Source organism: Mucilaginibacter sp. (assembly GCF_965200995.1).
Taxonomy (GTDB): Bacteria; Bacteroidota; Bacteroidia; order Sphingobacteriales; family Sphingobacteriaceae; genus Mucilaginibacter.
In genome coordinates this window covers 2,646,807-2,666,166 of record NZ_OZ241743.1, presented here as the reverse complement: position 1 = coordinate 2,666,166, position 19,360 = coordinate 2,646,807, and the positions used below count along the sequence as shown (strand labels likewise).

At 46.4% G+C, this 19,360-nt stretch carries 9 protein-coding genes; 4 read left to right on the top strand and 5 right to left on the bottom strand.

Annotation, left to right across the window (positions count from 1 at the left end; genetic code table 11):
- Nucleotides 1-41 precede the first annotated feature (41 nt).
- The 4 genes from ACY652_RS12405 to ACY652_RS12390 form a co-directional block, all read right to left on the bottom strand.
- A complete protein-coding gene (locus ACY652_RS12405) occupies nt 42-662 on the bottom strand; it encodes an HAD family hydrolase (RefSeq protein ID WP_462264691.1) in 621 nt (206 codons plus the stop codon).
- A gap of 8 nt (nt 663-670) precedes the next feature.
- Nucleotides 671-1,366 carry an acylneuraminate cytidylyltransferase family protein gene (locus tag ACY652_RS12400; protein WP_462264690.1) on the bottom strand — a complete coding sequence of 232 codons (696 nt, stop codon included), beginning with the start codon at nt 1,364-1,366 and terminating at the stop codon, nt 671-673.
- Between the two features lie 6 nt (nt 1,367-1,372).
- A complete protein-coding gene (locus tag ACY652_RS12395; protein WP_462264689.1) occupies nt 1,373-2,926 on the bottom strand; it encodes an aldolase catalytic domain-containing protein in 1,554 nt (517 codons plus the stop codon).
- Nucleotides 2,927-3,177: 251 nt separating this feature from the next.
- Complete coding sequence (locus ACY652_RS12390) at nt 3,178-3,381, bottom strand: hypothetical protein (RefSeq protein WP_462264688.1); 204 nt, start codon at nt 3,379-3,381, stop codon at nt 3,178-3,180.
- A 52-nt stretch (nt 3,382-3,433) separates the two neighbouring features.
- On the opposite strand from ACY652_RS12390, the gene ACY652_RS12385 reads away from it, so the two are divergent.
- The 3 genes from ACY652_RS12385 (at nt 3,434) to ACY652_RS12375 (ending at nt 13,637) form a co-directional block, all read left to right on the top strand.
- Nucleotides 3,434-4,462 (top strand): exo-alpha-sialidase, encoded by a 1,029-nt coding sequence (locus tag ACY652_RS12385; protein ID WP_462264687.1) that lies wholly within the window; start codon nt 3,434-3,436, stop codon nt 4,460-4,462.
- Between the two features lie 321 nt (nt 4,463-4,783).
- Nucleotides 4,784-6,841, top strand: a complete 2,058-nt coding sequence (locus ACY652_RS12380; protein WP_462264686.1) for a glycoside hydrolase domain-containing protein — start codon at nt 4,784-4,786, stop codon at nt 6,839-6,841.
- A gap of 169 nt (nt 6,842-7,010) precedes the next feature.
- Nucleotides 7,011-13,637, top strand: a complete 6,627-nt coding sequence (locus ACY652_RS12375; protein ID WP_462264685.1) for an alpha-2-macroglobulin family protein — start codon at nt 7,011-7,013, stop codon at nt 13,635-13,637.
- A 37-nt stretch (nt 13,638-13,674) separates the two neighbouring features.
- Here ACY652_RS12375 and ACY652_RS12370 read toward each other — a convergent pair whose 3' ends face one another.
- On the bottom strand, nt 13,675-14,010 hold the full coding sequence (locus tag ACY652_RS12370) for a hypothetical protein (RefSeq protein ID WP_462264684.1): 336 nt from the start codon (nt 14,008-14,010) through the stop codon (nt 13,675-13,677).
- A gap of 615 nt (nt 14,011-14,625) precedes the next feature.
- Between ACY652_RS12370 and ACY652_RS12365 the strand changes: the two genes are divergently transcribed.
- Complete coding sequence (locus tag ACY652_RS12365; protein ID WP_462264683.1) at nt 14,626-19,308, top strand: DUF3320 domain-containing protein; 4,683 nt, start codon at nt 14,626-14,628, stop codon at nt 19,306-19,308.
- The last annotated feature ends 52 nt before the right edge of the window (nt 19,309-19,360 follow it).

Below are 19,360 nucleotides of genomic sequence, written 5' to 3'. Positions count from 1 at the left end.
GTAACTATAGTTGCAGATAACTGTATGGTAATTGGTTAGAGTTAAAACTTAAAGCTGTGCAGGTAGCCTTTGCCGGTTTGCAACAATTTAATATTATTATATCCCCAAAAATCAATATCATTTTTGGCGCTGGCATCGTAATCATTACCCGAGTCGCCGATCAGGCAGGTTTCTCTTGCTTTGTAATGGTTTTCGTCCATCACCTTTTTTATGTTATCCGCCTTTACCGCAGGCGAACCATAAACAGATTTAAAATAAGGCTGTAAATCCAACTGTTCAACCAGGTATCGAAGCTCCGATTGCTCAGAAGCCGATACCAAATGAAAATTATACTGCCGGTAAGCAGATTTTATATAATCAACGGTTTCGGTAATCAGCAGACCTTTATTGGTCAGTATTTTCCGCATTTCTTCAGAAAATGATACTGCATAAGCATCTACCTGCTCATCAGTAATGTGCTGATGCAGTATCTGCTCATAAAAATACCTGATCTTGGCAAAGCGGGATAACCCGCCGTTGTCCCGGTGATATTGCAGCAACTGCTCCACCTGCGCGGCCGGAAATTGATCAAATATGATGGCAAAGCCCCGCTCACGCGTTGGCATAGAATCCAGGATGACCCCGTCAAAATCCCAGATGATGTTTTTATATTGGTTGAGCATTCGGGTAATTAAGCTTCTGATAAAATCATTTTCCTGTATATCATCTCCGTAATTTCAAAATCTTCCTGCCAGTCCACGTCAAAGGACTTCAACTTAGGCAATTCGTATTTGTACGGATTTTCGCCCAGGCGGTCGTTATAGGTTAAATAATTTTGCCTGCTGCTGATGAACATTGCACTGTTCAGCTCATAAAACGGCTTTAAGTCCTGTGTGCGCGGCCAGCGTTTAAGGCTCCGGTTATGGCTTATGTACTGCTGCTGCTCCTCATCCCATAAAAACTGCTGTAACTTGGTTACGCTTACCAGGCTGTCATACCCCTCCTGCAACTTTTGGAAATAACAATCTATTGCCTGCTCATAATCTTTTTCGGTAACCAGCGGGGAGGTAACATGCGTCCAGCAGATGTGTTCTGCATCGAGTACCTCCGGCACATAGTCAATCAGATCCTGCAGGTTGGTGGTTGAAAGGCACAAATGTTCGGGGCGCTCTACGATCTTTACCTTAGACGAACCGAGCGATTGCGCTATTGCAATGGTAGCCGCATCATTGGTGGATAATACAATCTCATCCACATTAGTTACCTTAACCAGCTGCCTGAGTTTAACCATCAGCAGGCCGCCCTCAATACCCGCAAAGATGCGTGTGTTCTTGTCTGTCACCCTTTCGCTGCCTTTGCGCGTAGGCAAAAATATTTTAATGTTCATTGTAACTTAACCCTCCACCAGAGAATATACCGAAACAGGTTGCAACCCGGTATAAAGGGTTGGCGTTAATGAGTGCAACTCTTTGCCCTTATCAAAAAATTTAGCAAAGGTATACTCATTCTCATTAAACAGCGCCTGTTCATTAGAGTTAAGGCCCTTTGAATAACCATCATAACCGGCAGTGTAGATATAGCCAATCTTCATATCCAGCACTGCCTGCAAGGCCAGCGCCGTGTGTGAGTCGGGGTAACGGTTTGTAAAATCAACCACCGGCAATTCATACGCCTGATCCATTACCTGTTCGGGTATATAAGTACCCATTTTACGTGGAAAAGGAGGCAGTATACAAATCAGGTTATCATTTTCCAGGTCGGTAAAAGTTTTTTCGAGGCGATGCCCTTCATTGCCTACCAGGCAGAAGAACTGCGGCACATCTATACCCGCATAAGCCCAGCTGTTTTTTGAACTGGCATGTATAATACAAACGTTAGTTTGCTGCTCAATAAACTTCTTTACAGCCGCCGCATGTTCAACCGCATTGGGGCCACCGCCTATAATTACCGCATGTTCAAACTGATACTGACTACCGTTAAATTTGGGGAGCTTCAGGTTGTCTTCCTGTCCCTTCGATTGGTTATCCAGCCCGCGGATGATGCTGTTGATGGAATAAGCCCGTTTGGATACCCAATCCATTACATCCTTTTGCGGCAGGGAGTTAGCGCCCGATACCATGTAAGGCAAATTGGTTCCCCAGCCATATTCCTTCTGCAACTCCTCAAAGCCGGCCACTACATTGGCCAGGGCGTTAAAATCCACATCGGCTTTATAACGTGTGGCCAGGTAGGTTAATATCAGCTCGGTTTTGAGGTTACCGGCGCCGCGCCCCATTCCGGTAATGGTAGCATCAATAATATCGCAGCCGGCATCAATAGCGGCCAGCGAATTGGCAAATACCAACTCAATGTTGTTGTGCCCGTGGAAGCCAACAGGTATGGTAAGTGTTTCTTTACATTGTTTAACCAGCCGGGATACTTCGGCGGGATAAACGCCCCCGTATGAATCCACTAAACTGAAATAATTTACTACCTTATTAATTTGCGCTGTATGGGCAACTAATACTTCGCCGGCCTTATCCACCAAAGTATTCATGTACATAATATTCAATCCCACTTCGAAACCACAGGCGCGTATCTCTTCGGATAATGCGAGGGCTTGTGTGATACGGTTGGGCGCCGTAGCAATACGCACTATGGCGGCCAGCCCCTTGCAGGGGTTCAACAAGCCTTTTACATCTGCCGGGCGCACCTCTTTTTCGTTAAACATTACTGCAAGCTCTTTTGATGGCGCCTGCTTCTTCACCCATTCCAGCACAAACGCCGGACAATAAAAGTATTTGCCTTCGTACTGCTTCCTGCCTGCATTATTGCGGTAACCAACTTCAACATAATCTACCGGTAACTTTTCAATGGCACTTAAGTAATTAGCTACCAGCTGGTCGCTAAAATCCCAGTTGTTGTAATAGCCACCATCTCTCAGGGTACAATCCAATAGTTTAAACATGCAGATACTTTTAGCAAATGTAACATTTTACCCTCATACCCCATTATCGGCAAGCCCGAGGAATATTTGCACATTATGGGGAAAAATAATACCATTAATAATATTAATATAATTAAAAATCAACGCTTTATATTACCCTAATATAATCAAATCATTAATTCTGTTAATTTATTCTACAAAATCTCATATTTTAAGACAAATATTTTAAACAACAAGCGATATGGCATAAAAATTTCTAATCACAAGAGATATTATTTAATAATAATGAAACTTACCTCCTTATTTTCACCGTTACTTATTGGAATAAGCTTATTATCGGCTTCCTGCGCTAAAAAAGCTATTGAACCTACTATATCTTCGCAAACAGTTACAACAACAACTACTACCACAAATCCGGTTGTAACCACAAATTCAAATAATCCTTTTTCGCAAATTGCTGCAGATACTGCCAGCAAATCGCTTTTTTTCTATCAAGTACCGGCCAAGTATAATATATCAACCCGGGGCATGCAGGGTTGCCCAACCGTAGGCATGGAGAACGGGCATTTATATGCAGTATGGTTTAACAATGTGGTTGGTAAAAATGAAGAGCCGGGCAATTACATAACTGTGGCAGTGAGCAATGATTCAGGCCTGACCTGGAACCAGGATGCACTGATAATTGCACCCGACAATGACGGCAACCGGATGTCAGACCCTATGCTCTGGAATGATAATTACGGCGTGCTGCACTTGTCTTACATGATGACCGTAGGTATGTGGGATGGGGCAACCGGCGGCGACTGGAGCGTACGTTTGAAGGAAGTAAATAACCAGGTAGTAATTACCAAACCGGTAAGAATGTTTGATGGGGACATGAATACCAAGCCTACCATATTAAGTGATAGTACACACATTTTGTTTCCCGCATCAAACTGGAACCTAAACTTAACAACCATTAACGGATATACCGTAACGCCGACCCCAAGCAACATAACCGGCGCTTACATTTATAAATCAGGCTATACCAGCACTAAAGATGTAGAGGTACCCACCAAGATCACCAAACTATCTACTACTTATGTTAGGATATTTGATGAGCATATGGTGGTTGATTTAGGTAATAATAACTATACGCTGATGAAAAGAACCAATACTGATGGACTTACCACGATGAACAGTTCTGACGGCGGACTGACCTGGAGCAAGGAAGCCAAATTTACTGCACTCGGTAATACTGCACCTTCAAGGTTTTATTTTGGCAAACTAACATCAGGAAACTTGTTGCTGGTAATGCATAACAGCACAATAAGAGAAAAATTAACCGCTTACCTGTCAAAGGATAACGGTAAGACCTGGCCTTACAAGGTGGTGATTGAGTCAAGGTACGGACAATCCTATCCGGACGTAATTGAAAACAAAGGAATTATTTACTTAGTGTACGATTACAACAGAAGAACAAACGGTCAAATTTATTTAACTAAGTTTACCGAGCAGGATATCATTGATGGTAGTACAGCTAATCTGATCACTACCACGATATCAAAATTACAGTAGCGGTTATAAATTTTTTCAAAGAAAGAACCCGTTATCCTGTATGAGCGCCGCGTAAAACCGGCATTTGCATGTCACCACTGGTTCAGCTTGCTTGATATTTCCAACAACGATGAAGCCGTATCTTATTCCTGGAACAAATGCCAGGCAATACCGGCAGTGCCCGCTTATTAAACCTTACCATTAGAGACAAAGTAATTATCCATCCATTTTGATGAGGTAAAATTAAATTCTGAAAAAAACATCAGAACCCAGGTTATTAAAAACCTTTGCTGATAGTGAAGTAAGAACTGTTGTTTATCCTTTTTTCTCTTATTTCGCAGGATGAAATATATATCGGCTTTTTTACTGCTTTTGGTATACGGCTATGTGGCTGCGCAGCCTGCCAAACTGGTTAATGTATTTGTAGGGTCATCGGGTGATCACGGGCAGATGTCGCCGGCGGCTTCTTACCCGTTTGGTATGCTGAGCATTGGCCCGCAAACTTATCCTAACCTGCACATGGGTTACGAGCATAAGGCTAAACTATTTCTGGGCTTTACCCATAACCGCTTTGAGGGCGTAGGCTGCCAGGGCAGCGGCGGCAACATTTTAATTAAACCGTTCACCGGAACTGATTCATCAGCCCCTCTGTTAAAGGCATCGGAAAGCGCAGGGCCAGGCTTTTATCAGGCAGGTTTCACTAACGGTATCAAAGCAGCATTTACAGTTTACAAAAATTCGGGGGCCGAGGATTACATCTTTCCGGCCAGTGCGCAAAAGGGTTTTATGATTGACCTGAGCCACACCCTGGCCAACCGCTTTGTAGCGGAAGAACATCAGCAAAACGGTAACGAACTAAGCGGCTGGATAGATTCGCGCACTACCTGCAACGCGGGTACTTACCGGGTGTATTATGCCATACGTTTTTTGCAACCGGCTGATTTTAGCGCTGCCGGAGCACATAAGCTTTTGGTAAAAGTAAGCGATGAAACAGGTAACCGGGTACAACTGCACATTGCTTTTTCTTCTGTGGATGTAGCGCATGCCCGCAACGCTTTGCTTGCAGCGAATGATATGCAATTAAAGGATAAGAGCACTCAGGGCTGGAATCAGGTTCTTAATGCCATACAGGTAAAAGGTGGTGATGCAGAGCGCGAAAAACTGTTCTATTCAATGCTTTACCGTACTATGCAATCGCCATATGTAGTATCAGAAACTGACGGCGCATACCGGGCTACCAATGGCAGTTTACAGCATACCACTACTGCTGTATATAACGGCTGGGCCATATGGGATAATTACCGTACACAACTGCCGTTACTGTCTATTCTGTTTCCTGAAAGGTATCAGCACATGATGACCTCAATTGCCCGGATGTATACCTATGGCAAAAAAGATTATGCCACCCAGCATGAGCCATCCAACACGGTGCGTACCGAACATGCCATTGTTGTATTGCTGGATGCTTACCGTAAAGGATATAAGATTGATTTTAAGCAAATCACCGATTCACTCACCGCAGAAGTTAACCGGCTGGACTTTTCGCATCCGGATAAGGCACTGGAATCCAGCTACGATACTTGGGCGCTGTCGCAAATACTGGCGGTAAACGGCAACAAGGCGCTAAGCCGTGAATACCTGCAAAAGGCGGCCGGGTACCAAACTTACTGGAATAAAGACTTTAAAGATTTAACCAGGCCCGACGTGGACCAGGTATCGGCCCGGGGCATGTATCAGGGAACCGTTTGGCAATACCGCTGGCTGGTACCGTTTGATAGTAAAGGACTGATAGCACTTGCCGGAGGCGAACAAGCGTACCTGCAGCAACTGGATACCTTCTTTAATAATGATTATTACAACCATGCCAACGAGCCCGACATACAGGCGCCGCTGATGTACAACTTTACCGCACAGCCCTGGAAATCACAGGCGCTGATGCACAAATATGCCGCAGACACGGTGGTGCAGTATTATTTTAATGATAACAGCCGCGGCATTGACCCTTTTGTGGGGGTCATTTATCAGAATAAGCCGGATGCTTATGTTCGAACTATGGATGATGATGCCGGCGCTATGTCGGCCTGGTATGTGTTTGCCGCTTGCGGCCTGTCACCGGCCTGTGTAGGCTGGCCGGTTTATTACTTAAACGTACCGTTATTTAAGGTGGTAAAGTTTAATCCCGAAAGCGGCAAAAGCTTCAGTATTCAGGTCAGAAACTTTGCAGCCGGTAACAAATATATCCAGGCTGCAACGCTTAATGGCAAACCCCTGAACCGCAATTGGCTCACCCACCAGGAGCTTACGAAAGGCGGTACGCTGATCATCACAGCCGGGCCTGAGCCTGATAAAACCTGGGGCACTTCGCAGCAATGGCTGTCGGCTTTAGATATGAACCCATAGATGTTAATCATGATAACATTTAAGTTTGCTTGAATTTAGCTTGTACGGTAATTTTCTAAGTTTAACCCTGCCCTGATTTTCAGAGCACAACTAAAGCTAATTATTTGATTTTATTTTATGGATTTTGCACTTCTTTGGCATCCTTATCACAAATCTCAACTTTACTTTTATGGTGCTAAACCCCGGACTCTCAAAAAAGCTCTTTTTCCTGCTTATATTAATATTACTAAGCAAGCTGATCCATGCGCAGCAGTATCATACGCTTACCTTCCGTATCGACTCGCTGGCCAGTGCAGGTTTACCAAAGTCTGCCCTTAATGAAGTAACCCGATTAGACCAGCTGGCACGCAAACGGCAGGATGCGCCGGAAATTATCAGGGCGGTGATTTACCGTACCACCTTTCAATCTTACCTCGAAGAAAATGCGCTGGCCGCCATTATTACCACGCTCAATAATGATGTAAAACGGAGCAGTTACCCGGTAAGGCCGGTGCTGCAATCGCTGCTGGCCGAAATGTACTGGAAATATTACCAGCAAAACCGCTGGCAAATTAACCAGCGCACTACGCTGGATAAACCCGACCCTGACTTCACCCGCTGGGATTTACGCACCCTGATTGCCGAAACCAGCCGCCTGTATAAAAGCTCTTTACAAGAAGCCGACCACGAGCAGCAAACCCCGTTAAGCATACTGGATGGCGTACTGGCCGGCGACCAGGGCACCCGCTACCTGCGCCCCACCCTATATGATTTACTGGTGCACCGCGCCTTTGATTTTTATTTGGCCGAGGAGCCTGCCCTGCCCCTGCCCAGGCTCCCCTTCCGGCTTACCGACGCGCGTTTGTTCGGCGACAGCCGCGCATTCGTTGATTTGGCCATCACCACCACAGATACTGCCTCTACCTATTACCAGGGATTGAGATACCTGCAGCAGGTTACCGCCTTCCACCTGCGGCAAGGGCACCGCGAGGCGGTGGCCGATCTGGATTTAAAACGCCTGGAGTTTTTGCAGGGCAAGGCCACCCTGCCGGGCAAGGATTCGCTGTACCTGCAGGCACTGCGCCAAACCGAAGCCACCTTTGCAGACAAGCCGCTATCCGCCGATGCGCTGGTACTGATAGGCAGATACCATCAGCGTAAAGACAGCCTGAGAACGGCAATGGCTTACCTGCGCCGGGCAGCCGCCCGCTACCCGGAAAGCCTGGGCGGCCGTAACGCAGCCATCGCCATTACCGAAATTGAGCAGCAAGATCTTTTGGTAACTTTAGAGGGTATAAGTCCGCCGGGGAAACCGCTGCTGGGCCTGGTGGCCTACAAAAACCTGCCGGCCGCCGGTGTGCAGGTATTCCGCCTGAACAAAGCGCAGATGGACGCGTACCGTAAACTTTTGTATGACCCCTATTACAATGGCTACCAGCGCAATCCCGGCAAATACCCTGCGGATTCGGTATTGAAATACCTGAAAGCCTTCAAGCCGGTACAGCAGCAACAGCTGCAACTCCCCGGCACGGCCGACTACCGGCAGCACACTACCGAGTTTGGCCTGCAGCCCTTACCAGCGGGCAACTATGTGCTGCTCATTACGCCGCGCAATCCGGCCGATTCGCTGCAAACCAAACTGGTGCCATTTCAGGTGAGCCGGATGGCTTATATGGCCCGCCGAAACCCCGACAGCAAACTGGAAATACGGGTGATGGACCGTGAAACCGGCGAGCCTTTGCCTAAAGTAGGTTTAAAGGTAAGTGGACAGGTTAACAACTGGAATAAGGAACTCAGATATGTTTATAAAGATACCATAGCCTCCGGGTTAACCAACAACGATGGGGTATACCGCTGCAGGTGGACAAGCAACAACCAACCGAGCCTGGAAGTGGCCCTTGCCGGTGATACCTTACTGGATGAACACCGCTACTTGAGCGGCAACACTACTGATAATGAAGATGATGAACCTAAAAAGAAAACCATTTTATTTACCGACCGGCAGATTTACCGCCCCGGCCAAACTATTTACTTTAAGGGTTTGCAATTATCCGTACTAAATGGAAAAAGCACCCTGCTGCCAAACGATAGTGTGAGCGTTGATTTTAACGATGTGAATAGTAAGGTAATTAAATCTCTGGATTTGGTGACCAATGTGTTCGGCACGTTTGCGGGCAGCTTTGCCATCCCGCAGCATATACTTAACGGCGAGGTTACCATTGAAACCGATGACGGCGAGATCCGCATAAAGGTAGAAGAATATAAGCGCCCCACATTCAAGGTAGAGTTTGCCGCCCTCAAAGGCAGGTATCCGCTGGATGACAGCTTGCATATTAAGGGCAAGGCAATGGCCTTTTCTGGCTACGGCTTATCGCAGGCCAGGGTAGCTTATCATATCACCCGCACACTTTCCTGGGGTTACCGTTATAACATGCAGACTGTTTATGGCTCTTCTTACCGGTATGAACCCAGTGCCGAGATTGCGGCGGATACCATCAGCACGGATGCGCAGGGTAATTATACCATCGCCTTTAAGTCCATTCCCGGCGAATCGCTGCTGCCGAACGCTGTTTATGAATACAGCATCAGTGCCGATGTTACCGATGCCAGCGGCGAAACCCAGTCGGGCCAAATCTCGGTGAAGGCCGGCAGGCAGGACTTGCAGATTGAGGCCAGCGTGCCCGAATACCTTTTTACCAATAATTTGGGCCAACTGCCCATTAAATTAACCAACCTGAACAGGCAGCCGCTTAAAGGGAATATGCGGGTAAAGCTCAATGCGCTGCAAGCGCCCGCTCAAACTTTTAAGCAGCGGCTATGGGGCAAGCCCGACCAGTTTATGTTAAGCCGGGAAACCTATTTGCAGCAATTCCCGGATTATGCCTACCGTAATGAAGACCAGTATACTACATGGCAACTTAAGAATACGGTTATCGATGTAAATAACACAGTAGATACCCTTAAACCGGCCACGGTGGATTTAAAGGTGCTGAAGAACCAACCCTCAGGCGTTTACCGGCTTACCCTTAGCGGCCGCACAGAAAACGGCGACACGGCATCCATAATTCAATACGTAAAGCTGATTAATAAAACTTCGCCCGTAAGTGATATTAAAGATTGGGTAATCCCAGTTATAAACGCCGCTAAACCGGGCGAACAGGTAGAATTTTTAGCTGGTATTATACCGCAGATGCACATTTTGGTGGAGCATTACCAGGGCACCCGGCTGCTGCATTCGGGCTGGATTACCCAGGGCGGGCAGCAGCGCAGCATTAAACTGCCGGTTACCCAGGCCGACCCGGAAAATACGGCTGCACAGTTTATGATGGTATTCCACAACCGGGTGTACACCAGCTATCAGCCCATTTATATAAACCACCCGGAAAGGCAGCTGAACCTGCGCCTGCAAAGTTTCCGCGATTTGCTGCAGCCGGGGCAAAAGGAGCAGTGGAAATTACAGATCACAAACGGCAAAAATGAGAAGCCCGCTGCCGAACTGCTGGCCGGCATGTATGATGCCACGCTTGACCAGATTACAGCACCTGCCGACTGGAGCAACGCGCTGAACTTTGGTAACCGCTCCCCTGAATATTTCAGGTGGGATGGCCCCCTGACAGCACAGCGCACCGCCAGCACCGTTTACCCGGGACCGTATCATTACTTTGTTTTCGATAACCGTATTTACGAACGGCTTAACCTTTTTGGTTATAATTATTACGGCGGCTACAATTATGCCTACCGTGAATATCTGGCTGCCATAAAAGACCAGCAAAAAGTAAGGCAGGAAGAAGCCCACCGGGAAAGGGAAATTTACAAACGTAACGCGGCACTGGTTAAAAACGGCGTAGAAGTAACCGGCCGTGTAGTTGATATTAATGATAAAACGGGGCTGCCCGGCGTATCAGTGAAGATAAGGGGCACTGCGGTTAGTACCAGTACCAACTCCAGTGGCTATTTCAAAATTAAAGCACCCGTAAACCAAGTGCTGGTATTCGGCTTTATCGGTTACCACTATCAGGAGGTAACTGTGACCAAAGCAGGTGCCATAACTATTGCACTGAAGCCTGATGAAAACTCACTGAATGAAGTTGTAGTTACCGGTTATGCTACGCAGCATAAGAGAGATCTTACCGGTTCAGTAGCTCAGATTACACTTAGAGGTAGCAGATCTTTACGCACAGCCAGTGCTGAAACGCTGTTACAGGGCGTAGCGGCAGGGGTAACTGTAATCCAAGGTGCGCCGGGTGGCAACGCTGATTTGTATATCAGAGGCATAGCAAATTTGGGCGGAGCAACACCGCTTTATGTGATTGATGGTGTACCAACCAGTAGCATTTCGCAGCTGAAACCTTCTGATATTGCGAGCATCAGTGTATTAAAGGGAGACCAGACCGCTATTTATGGTGCAGCCGGCCGCAATGGTGTAGTGGTCATCATTACAAAAAATAGCAGCATGGCTGCTGGCAATAATAAACCTATTGCTACACGCAAAAACTTTAACGAAACAGCGTTCTTCTTCCCGCAGCTGCACACGGATGAGAAAGGCGGAATAGCCATAGATTTTACCCTGCCCGAATCCTTAACCCGGTGGCGCTTTAAAGCCTTTTCCCATACGCGGGAGCTGGCTACCGGCTACCTGGAACGGGAAGTGGTTACGCAAAAGCAGCTGATGATAAGCGCCAACATGCCCCGCTTTATGCGCGAGGGCGATACGGTAGAGGTATCGGCACGGGTAGCCAACCTTACCGCAAAGGCGCTTACCGGCCGCATCAGGCTGCAGCTGTTTAACGCCCTCACTATGCAGCCGGTAGCCTTGCTGGCCAACCCGGCGCAGGCCGAACAAATGGTTGCGCTGGCCCCGGCCACCAACAAGGCCGTTAGCTTCAGGCTCATTATTCCAGCCGGGCTGGATGCCTTAACCTATCGCATTACTGCCGAAGCCGGCGATTATACCGATGGTGAAGAAAATACCCTGCCCGTATTACCTAACCGGATGCTGGTTACCGAAGCCATGCCAATGATGGTGCGTGCCGGGCAAACCAAAACCTATACTTTTGATAAGCTGGTGCAGCAGCGCAGCACTACGCTGATCAGCAAAACGCTCACCCTGGAGTATACGCAAAACCCGGCCTGGTATGCGGTGCAGGCACTGCCTTACCTGATCGAGTTTCCGTACGAATGTGCGGAGCAAACCTTTAGCCGGTATTTTGCCAACAGCTTATCGGCAGGCATCATCAGCCACAATCCGCAAATAAAAAAGGTGTTTGAACGCTGGCAGGCCGATAGCAGCCAGGCGCTGTTGTCCAACCTCGAAAAAAATCCCGAACTGAAAGCCACCCTGCTGGAAGAAACGCCCTGGCTGCGCGATGCGGCCGGCGAGCAGGAACAGCGCAAGCGCATAGCCCTGCTGTTCGACCTGCAAAAGTTAAGCGCCGGGCAGGAGCAAACGCTGGATAAGCTGCAGCAGAAACAACTGCCCAACGGCGGCTTCCCCTGGTTTGGCGGCGACCGGGCCGACCGCTACATTACGCAGCACATTGTGGCCGGCATCGGCCAGCTCAACAGCCTGAAACTGGCCGGCACACAGCAGCAAAAGCTGGATGCCATAGGCACAAAGGCGCTGGGTTACCTGGATGCAGAACTACTGGAGGATAACCGGCGCGAAATGCGCAATCACCCTAAAACATACAAAACGGCCGAACCCGGCGCCACGGAGGTACATGCCTGGTACGCCCGCAGCTTTTTTGCAAACGCCAAACTGAACAGCGAAGTGAAGGCTTTGCAGCAGCAGTACCTGAACCGGGCTGCCAAAAGCTGGCTTACGCAAAGCATCTACCAGCAGGGCATGACCAGCCTTACCTTGCTGCGCTATGGCCGCCCCGAAGTAGCCCGGCAAATTATACGCTCCCTGATGGAAAGGGCGCAACAGTCGGACGATATGGGCATGTACTGGAGCAGCAATCAATTGGGCTGGTACTGGTATGAGTCGCCCGTAGAAACGCAGGCGCTGATGATAGCGCTGTTTACCGAGGCGGGCAACCAGCCCAAAGCGGTAGAGGAAATGAAGATATGGCTGCTGCGCAACAAGCAAACCAACAACTGGCGCACCACCAAAGCCACGGCCGAAGCCTGCTATGCCCTGCTGATGCGGGGCGACAGCCTGCTCAGTAATGCAGGTTCATCTGTAATAAAAATTAATAACCAACCGCTGAGCGACCTGAAACCGCAGCTAAAGGCAGAGGCCGGTACCGGCTACCTTAAAACCAGCTGGGCCGGTGAGCAGATACTGCCGGCAATGGACAGGGTAGCTATCAGCAATCAAAGTAAAACGGTAAGCTGGGGCGCCCTGTACTGGCAGTACACCGAACAGCTGGATAAAATTACGCCCGCTAACACGGATATTCATTTAGAACGCAGGTATTTTATCGTGAAACAGGGCAATTCGGGCGAAGTACTTACCGCGGTTGATGCCGCGCATCAGCCAAAAACCGGCGATCTGCTCAAAGTGGTGGTGTACCTTAAAGCCGGCCGTAATTACGAGTATGTGCAGCTGAAGGACATGCGCCCTGCCGGTGCCGAACCGGTGGATGTACTATCAGACTATAAATATCAGGATGGGCTGTATTACTACCAGGTAACTAAGGATGCGGCTACCAATTTCTTTATCAGCCAGCTCAACAAAGGCAATTATGTGTTTGAATACCGCCTGCGGGTGGCACAGCCCGGTAATTTTTCTACCGGCATCAGCACCGTACAGTGCATGTATGCGCCGGAGTTTAACGCCCACAGCGAAGGGCAGAGAATAGTTATTAAATGATACAATTATGTTTTCACTTGAATAATCCCTTAAGTTGCTAAGTCAGCTGGTTTAAGGTAAAGGCAAACAGATAGAGCAGCAGTTTAAGCAGGAAGCCGTCAAAGATGACCGCATGTATGCGACGCGGGAACGGGGCTTTAATCGTGCTGAAGGTGGTTTCGATGCCCTTGCGCATCTGCTCTTTGAGATAAGCCAGGCAATGCGCATCCTGTCTTTTGCTGTTGACTTTGCGGCTGACCAGCAACCTGACGGCTTGTTGCCGGAGCAGGTCATGCTCTGCCTGGTAGTCGGGACAAGCGGCATCAGCATAGATACGGCTTTCGGCAGCTGCCCATAAAGGCAGTTTGCCCTGAGCCTTAGTAGTATTACTCAAATTTATACTTTGATGCTCACTTCCTTAAACTTAGAAACTTCCGTTAACTATAACCAATTCGGTGCCTAATGCCTGACCATTAAGTTACGCACCGAATTACGCTCATTTTTGTTGCGTTTTGGTGCCCAATATGGTGTTTTGATGCCAACAAGAAAGCCTGCAAACGTTTGATTTGCAAGCTTTTAGCACCTTCTGGTATTGTTTTTCGTAGCCCGTAGGGAAATACGCCTGTACCCATAACCTGCATGCTGTCAATATGTTATCATGGTTATAATTCCTGCTCACCGAATCACTCACCATTTTTTGATGCGATTTGATTGCAAATCTTAATAGTTAAATATACTTAATAACTGTTGAACACACAAGTGCAAACTACGATAAATATTTTGCAAATAACCGTGTTACTAGGAACCTGTTGGTTATTATATATTAATTTTTAATTGATGAGTTATCACAGGAAAAAGCTATTCAAGAGATTCTAATAGCAATTAAATTAAAGTACATTTTTTAATACCATCCGAAAATTACGTTATCAGCGAATTCGATAGTTGATTTAATTGCTTTAATCGACTAAATTTGATACCGCCGTCAACAATTACTGACCTTATTTACAAAATGCTGGACTCGATACAAGCGAAGCTGGAAGCTTCACGTAAGGAACTACTGGATCTTGGTTTGAGAAACCCTCTGCTTAACTATAAAACTCTCAAAGGAAAAGGGCTTAAAATTGTCCAGGAAAAATCTGAGTTCATCTTTGACATTCTCGCAAGACAGTATAAGGCCATGACCTTTCTAGGCATTCCTGAAAAGAAGAGCACTCAGGTACAATTAGAGATTATGGAAAGTGATGTTGAAGAGACTGAATTGATGCAGCCAACCGAGGAGTCTTATCACGACACCAAATTACAGACAAATGAATCAGAACAACAACTTCAAACGAAGTTACTAAATACCTATTACTTTGCGCGTACCAGCATTGAGGAGCAGGGTGTCAATATACTTTACCTGGCATTGGGCAAACTCAAATGGTATGAATCAGGTAATATAGAAACACCGCGTTACGCGCCACTCTTACTCATTCCTGTGGAGCTTGAACGTTCCAGTGCGCAAGAGCGTTTTCGCTTGAAATATACAGGCAGCGACATTGGCGTAAACTTATCGTTGCAGGCCAAGATGAAGGCCGATTTTAACATTTCTATTCCAGATCTACCCGATTCGGAGGATATAAATGTGGAGTCGTATTTCAACTTAATCAAAGATCATATTACTAAGGAAGAGCTTTGGTCTGTAGAGCATGACGAAATTGAACTTGGCTTTTTCTCTTTCGGGAAATTCATGATCTATAACGATCTCGATACTCTTAAATGGCCGGATGGTCACCAGCCTGGCTTACATGAAAACATATTAGCGCTGTTTGAAACTGGTTTCCGGTTAGGATATCAACCTGACGAAGAAGACAGTAAAGACTTGGATGAAGAAACAAACGCAAATGCACTGTTTAAGGTAGTTGATGCTGACAGTTCACAGATGCAAGCTATTCTGGCAGTTAATGAAGGTTATGATCTGGTCATACAAGGCCCTCCTGGCACAGGGAAATCTCAAACCATTACCAACATTATTGCCGATGCCATTGGTCAGGGCAAAAAGGTATTGTTTGTTGCGGAGAAAATGGCTGCGCTAGAAGTTGTTAAGCGTAGATTGGATTCTGTTCAGCTGAGTGAAGCGTGTTTGGAGTTACATAGTCATAAAGCTAACAAACGTGATTTACTGGATGAACTGAAACGGGTGATGGAACTTGGGAGACCTGCTATTAACCAACTGGAACAAGAAGTTCAGCAGTTAGCTGTCTCACGTGAAGAATTAAATAGTTATTGCAACGCGGTTAACGCAAGCATCGCCGGTAGTGGTTTAAGTGCTAATCAGGTTATAGGTTTATTATTACAAATCGATACTGAAATTGGTCAGCAGCATTTTTTTAAAGTACTTATTCATGATATTGAGCATTGGGATGCGGAGAAGGTCCGGGATGCATCAGCTACCTGTGATCGTCTTCAGGCGAGGCTTAAAGATATCGGCATTCCTCAAAACTTGCTGTTTTGGGGAAGTGAGCTTACTGTTCTATTGCCGCACGAGAAAGGTTCTGTTCAAGAGCAAGTAAGGCAGGCTAGCCAAGCAGTTACGGCTTTGCGTGAATTGTCAGAAAAAATACAAACATCCACTGGACTTGGACCTGCCGAAGGTAATAACTCATTGGACTTACTCATTACAGAATTAGAAGTGGCATCCAAAGCTCCTAATCTTACAGACCTTGACATTATTAGTGATACATGGTTATTAAAGCAACAAGATATTCGTGAATTAATAGACATAGGGCAGGCACTTGACGCATTGTACAAAGATTACAAAGACAAGCTCATCCCGGAAGCTTGGTCTCAAGATATTTTGGACATACGACAAAACTTAGTAGCTCATGGCGATAAGTGGTACAAGTTCCTAATCGGAAGTTACCGGCAGGCGAACCAACGGCTGGCTTCATTTATGAAAGTTGGCTTGCCTGATGAAGTTTTCGAACGGTTAAAAATCGTTGATGCAATATCTGAAGCCAAGCGTATGGAAAATGACATGGCCTTATCAGAACCATTAGCAGCGTCATTATTCGGAAAACGCTGGTTGAAACAAAAATCGGAATGGCCAGCACTAGGTCGTGCGGCTGAATATCTTGCAGGTGTGCATCAACAGTTTGCTAAAAACCAGGTAAGTCGTCAGTTATTTGAATTTTTAAAACAGAATAATGCTTCCAATATTTCTGCTGCTTTTGGAAGTGAACTTAAACAGTATGCTAGCAATCTTGAATCACAACGCAAAGCAACATTTGCTTCGCTAAAATTAAATGAGGTGAGAAGCGTTAAGCAACTAGAGATCGCCGCGATGACTTTCCGTGCACAGTCGGCATTTTGGTCGAAACGCGCCGAAAGGTTTGCGGAGCTTCAACTGGTTATTGATTGGAATAATCTTACCCAGGCAGTAACTCAGGCTGGATTTGGATTTCTCGTTGATGCAGCAACCAGTTGGGAGCATGCCTCGCAATGGTTGAAAACTTCCTTATTGAAAACCTGGTATGAATACCTGATTGAGCAGGCCTTCAAATTAAACCCGGCGCTTACCCAATTTGAACGTGTTAGCCATGAAAGCGTAATTGATCAATTCAGACAACTTGATCAACTGAATTTGGTTTATAATCGCGCAAGGGTTGCTTTAAAACATTGGGAAAACATACCAAAACAACATGCCGGTGGCCAGGTAAACGTTTTAAAAACTGAATTCAACAAACGTGCCCGTCATATGGCCATACGCAAATTAGTTGAAGAAGCGGGCGCTGCTATGCAAGCCATTAAGCCGGTGTGGATGATGAGCCCAATGTCTATCGCGAACTTTCTTCCGCCGGGAAGTATACAGTTTGACCTAATTATCTTCGATGAAGCCAGTCAGGTACGACCTGTTGATGCTTTAGGGGCAATTATGCGTGGCAAACAATTGGTGGTAGTTGGCGATACCAAACAACTGCCGCCGACCAGTTTCTTTGACAAGCTAAATACCGATGTGGAGGATGAAGACAACCAAACGGCTGATATGCAAAGTATCCTTGGTATGTGTGATGGTCAGGGTGCTCCAAGCAGCATGTTGAGGTGGCATTATCGTAGCCGGCATGAATCGCTCATCACTTTATCTAATCATGAGTTTTATGAGAACAAACTGGTCATTTTTCCAAGTCCAGGTTCACGCCAAAGCTTGGGATTACGCTTCCATCATCTTGCGAACGCCGTCTATGATCGAGGCAAAACTCGTACTAATCCGCTCGAGGCGGAAAAAGTCGCGCAGGCTGTAATTGCACATGCCAGGCAATCTCCTGAATTAAGCTTAGGGGTTGTGGCTTTCAGCACTTCGCAAATGCAGGCTATACAAGCGGCATTAGAAGTGCAACGCCGCCAGCATCCCGAGATAGAAACTTTCTTCAAAAGTCACCCACATGAGCCATTCTTTATAAAAAATTTGGAGAACGTACAGGGAGACGAGCGAGACGTAATTTATATAAGTATAGGTTACGGACGAATAGAAAATGGCACAGTACCCATGAGCTTCGGCCCATTAAACAATGAGGGTGGCGAACGCAGGTTAAATGTATTAATTACAAGAGCGAAAATGCGTTGTGAGGTATTTACCAATATTACCTCGGCAGATATGCGCGTTTCAGAGAATGCAAAATTCGGTATCCGTGCGTTAAAAAGCTTCTTGTATTTCGCACAGTTTGCAAAATTTGAGCACAGCAGCGAGCCGGTAGTAAAAGATATCAGGCCGTTTGAAGATGAGGTATCTAAGCAGTTAACTGCATCAGGTTACGTTGTTAGAAGCAAAGTGGGATCAACTGGTTTCTACCTTGACCTTGCAGTTGTCGACGACCATAACTCAGGACGATATATTATAGGAATAGAGTGTGACGGCCAGAATTACGCCAAGGCTAGATCAGCTACAGACCGTGACCGGTTGCGAGAACAGGTGTTGGAAATGTTCGGCTGGAATATCTATCGTGTGTGGAGCACGGATTGGTATCGAAATCCAGAACGTGAATTAAAACGGTTGATCGAAGCTATTGAACAAGCTAAAGCTGTCACCGCAAGTATAGACGAAGACATTAAAGTTTACGAAGAAGAACAGCGGCAACTAGAGCGAGAAGAAGTTGAGCAAACAAGTACTAAAATTACTTATTATCAGCAAGCAAGTCTGCCAGCGAATATTGGTTCTCAAGAGATGCATTTGCACTCATTCGGAAGTTTGGCTACATGGATTAGTGAAGTGGTTGCTGTCGAAAGCCCTATTCATTTCGATGAAATGGCTCGGCGAATGGTTGAAGCGGCTGGTATATCAAAAGTGGGATCGCGCATAAGATATACGCTCACACAAGCTTGTAATTTCAGTCAACAGAATGGGTTGATCAAGATGAGAGGTGAGTTTCTTTGGCTTAATGAAATGGAAGAACCAGTAGTTCGAAATCGTAGTCGACTTCCTGCCACCTCAAAAAGGTTGCAGATTATTGCACCGGAAGAAATCAATCTGGCGATTAAGCAAGTTGTGTCTGATGCAATCGCCATTTCGGATGAAGGTGCTGCAAATTTGGTTGCCAAAATACTTGGGTTTAGCAGAGTAACCGAAGACATGAAACAGTTGTTAATGGGGGCAATTAAAATTGCAGAGAATCATGGAATCATAAAAAGAGATAATGGCTATCTAAAATTGACTTGATTGATTTAAATAACTAGTGTTTAGTTAAGTGTCAATTGAGGGGTAAAGTCGT

Coding starts and splice junctions, on each gene's coding strand:
- ACY652_RS12405 (WP_462264691.1), bottom strand. CDS start 662: ATGCTCAACCAATATAAAAACATCATCTGGGATTTTGACGGGGTCATC.
- ACY652_RS12400 (WP_462264690.1), bottom strand. CDS start 1,366: ATGAACATTAAAATATTTTTGCCTACGCGCAAAGGCAGCGAAAGGGTG.
- ACY652_RS12395 (WP_462264689.1), bottom strand. CDS start 2,926: ATGTTTAAACTATTGGATTGTACCCTGAGAGATGGTGGCTATTACAAC.
- ACY652_RS12385 (WP_462264687.1), top strand. CDS start 3,434: ATGCAGGGTTGCCCAACCGTAGGCATGGAGAACGGGCATTTATATGCA.
- ACY652_RS12380 (WP_462264686.1), top strand. CDS start 4,784: ATGAAATATATATCGGCTTTTTTACTGCTTTTGGTATACGGCTATGTG.
- ACY652_RS12375 (WP_462264685.1), top strand. CDS start 7,011: ATGGTGCTAAACCCCGGACTCTCAAAAAAGCTCTTTTTCCTGCTTATA.
- ACY652_RS12365 (WP_462264683.1), top strand. CDS start 14,626: ATGCTGGACTCGATACAAGCGAAGCTGGAAGCTTCACGTAAGGAACTA.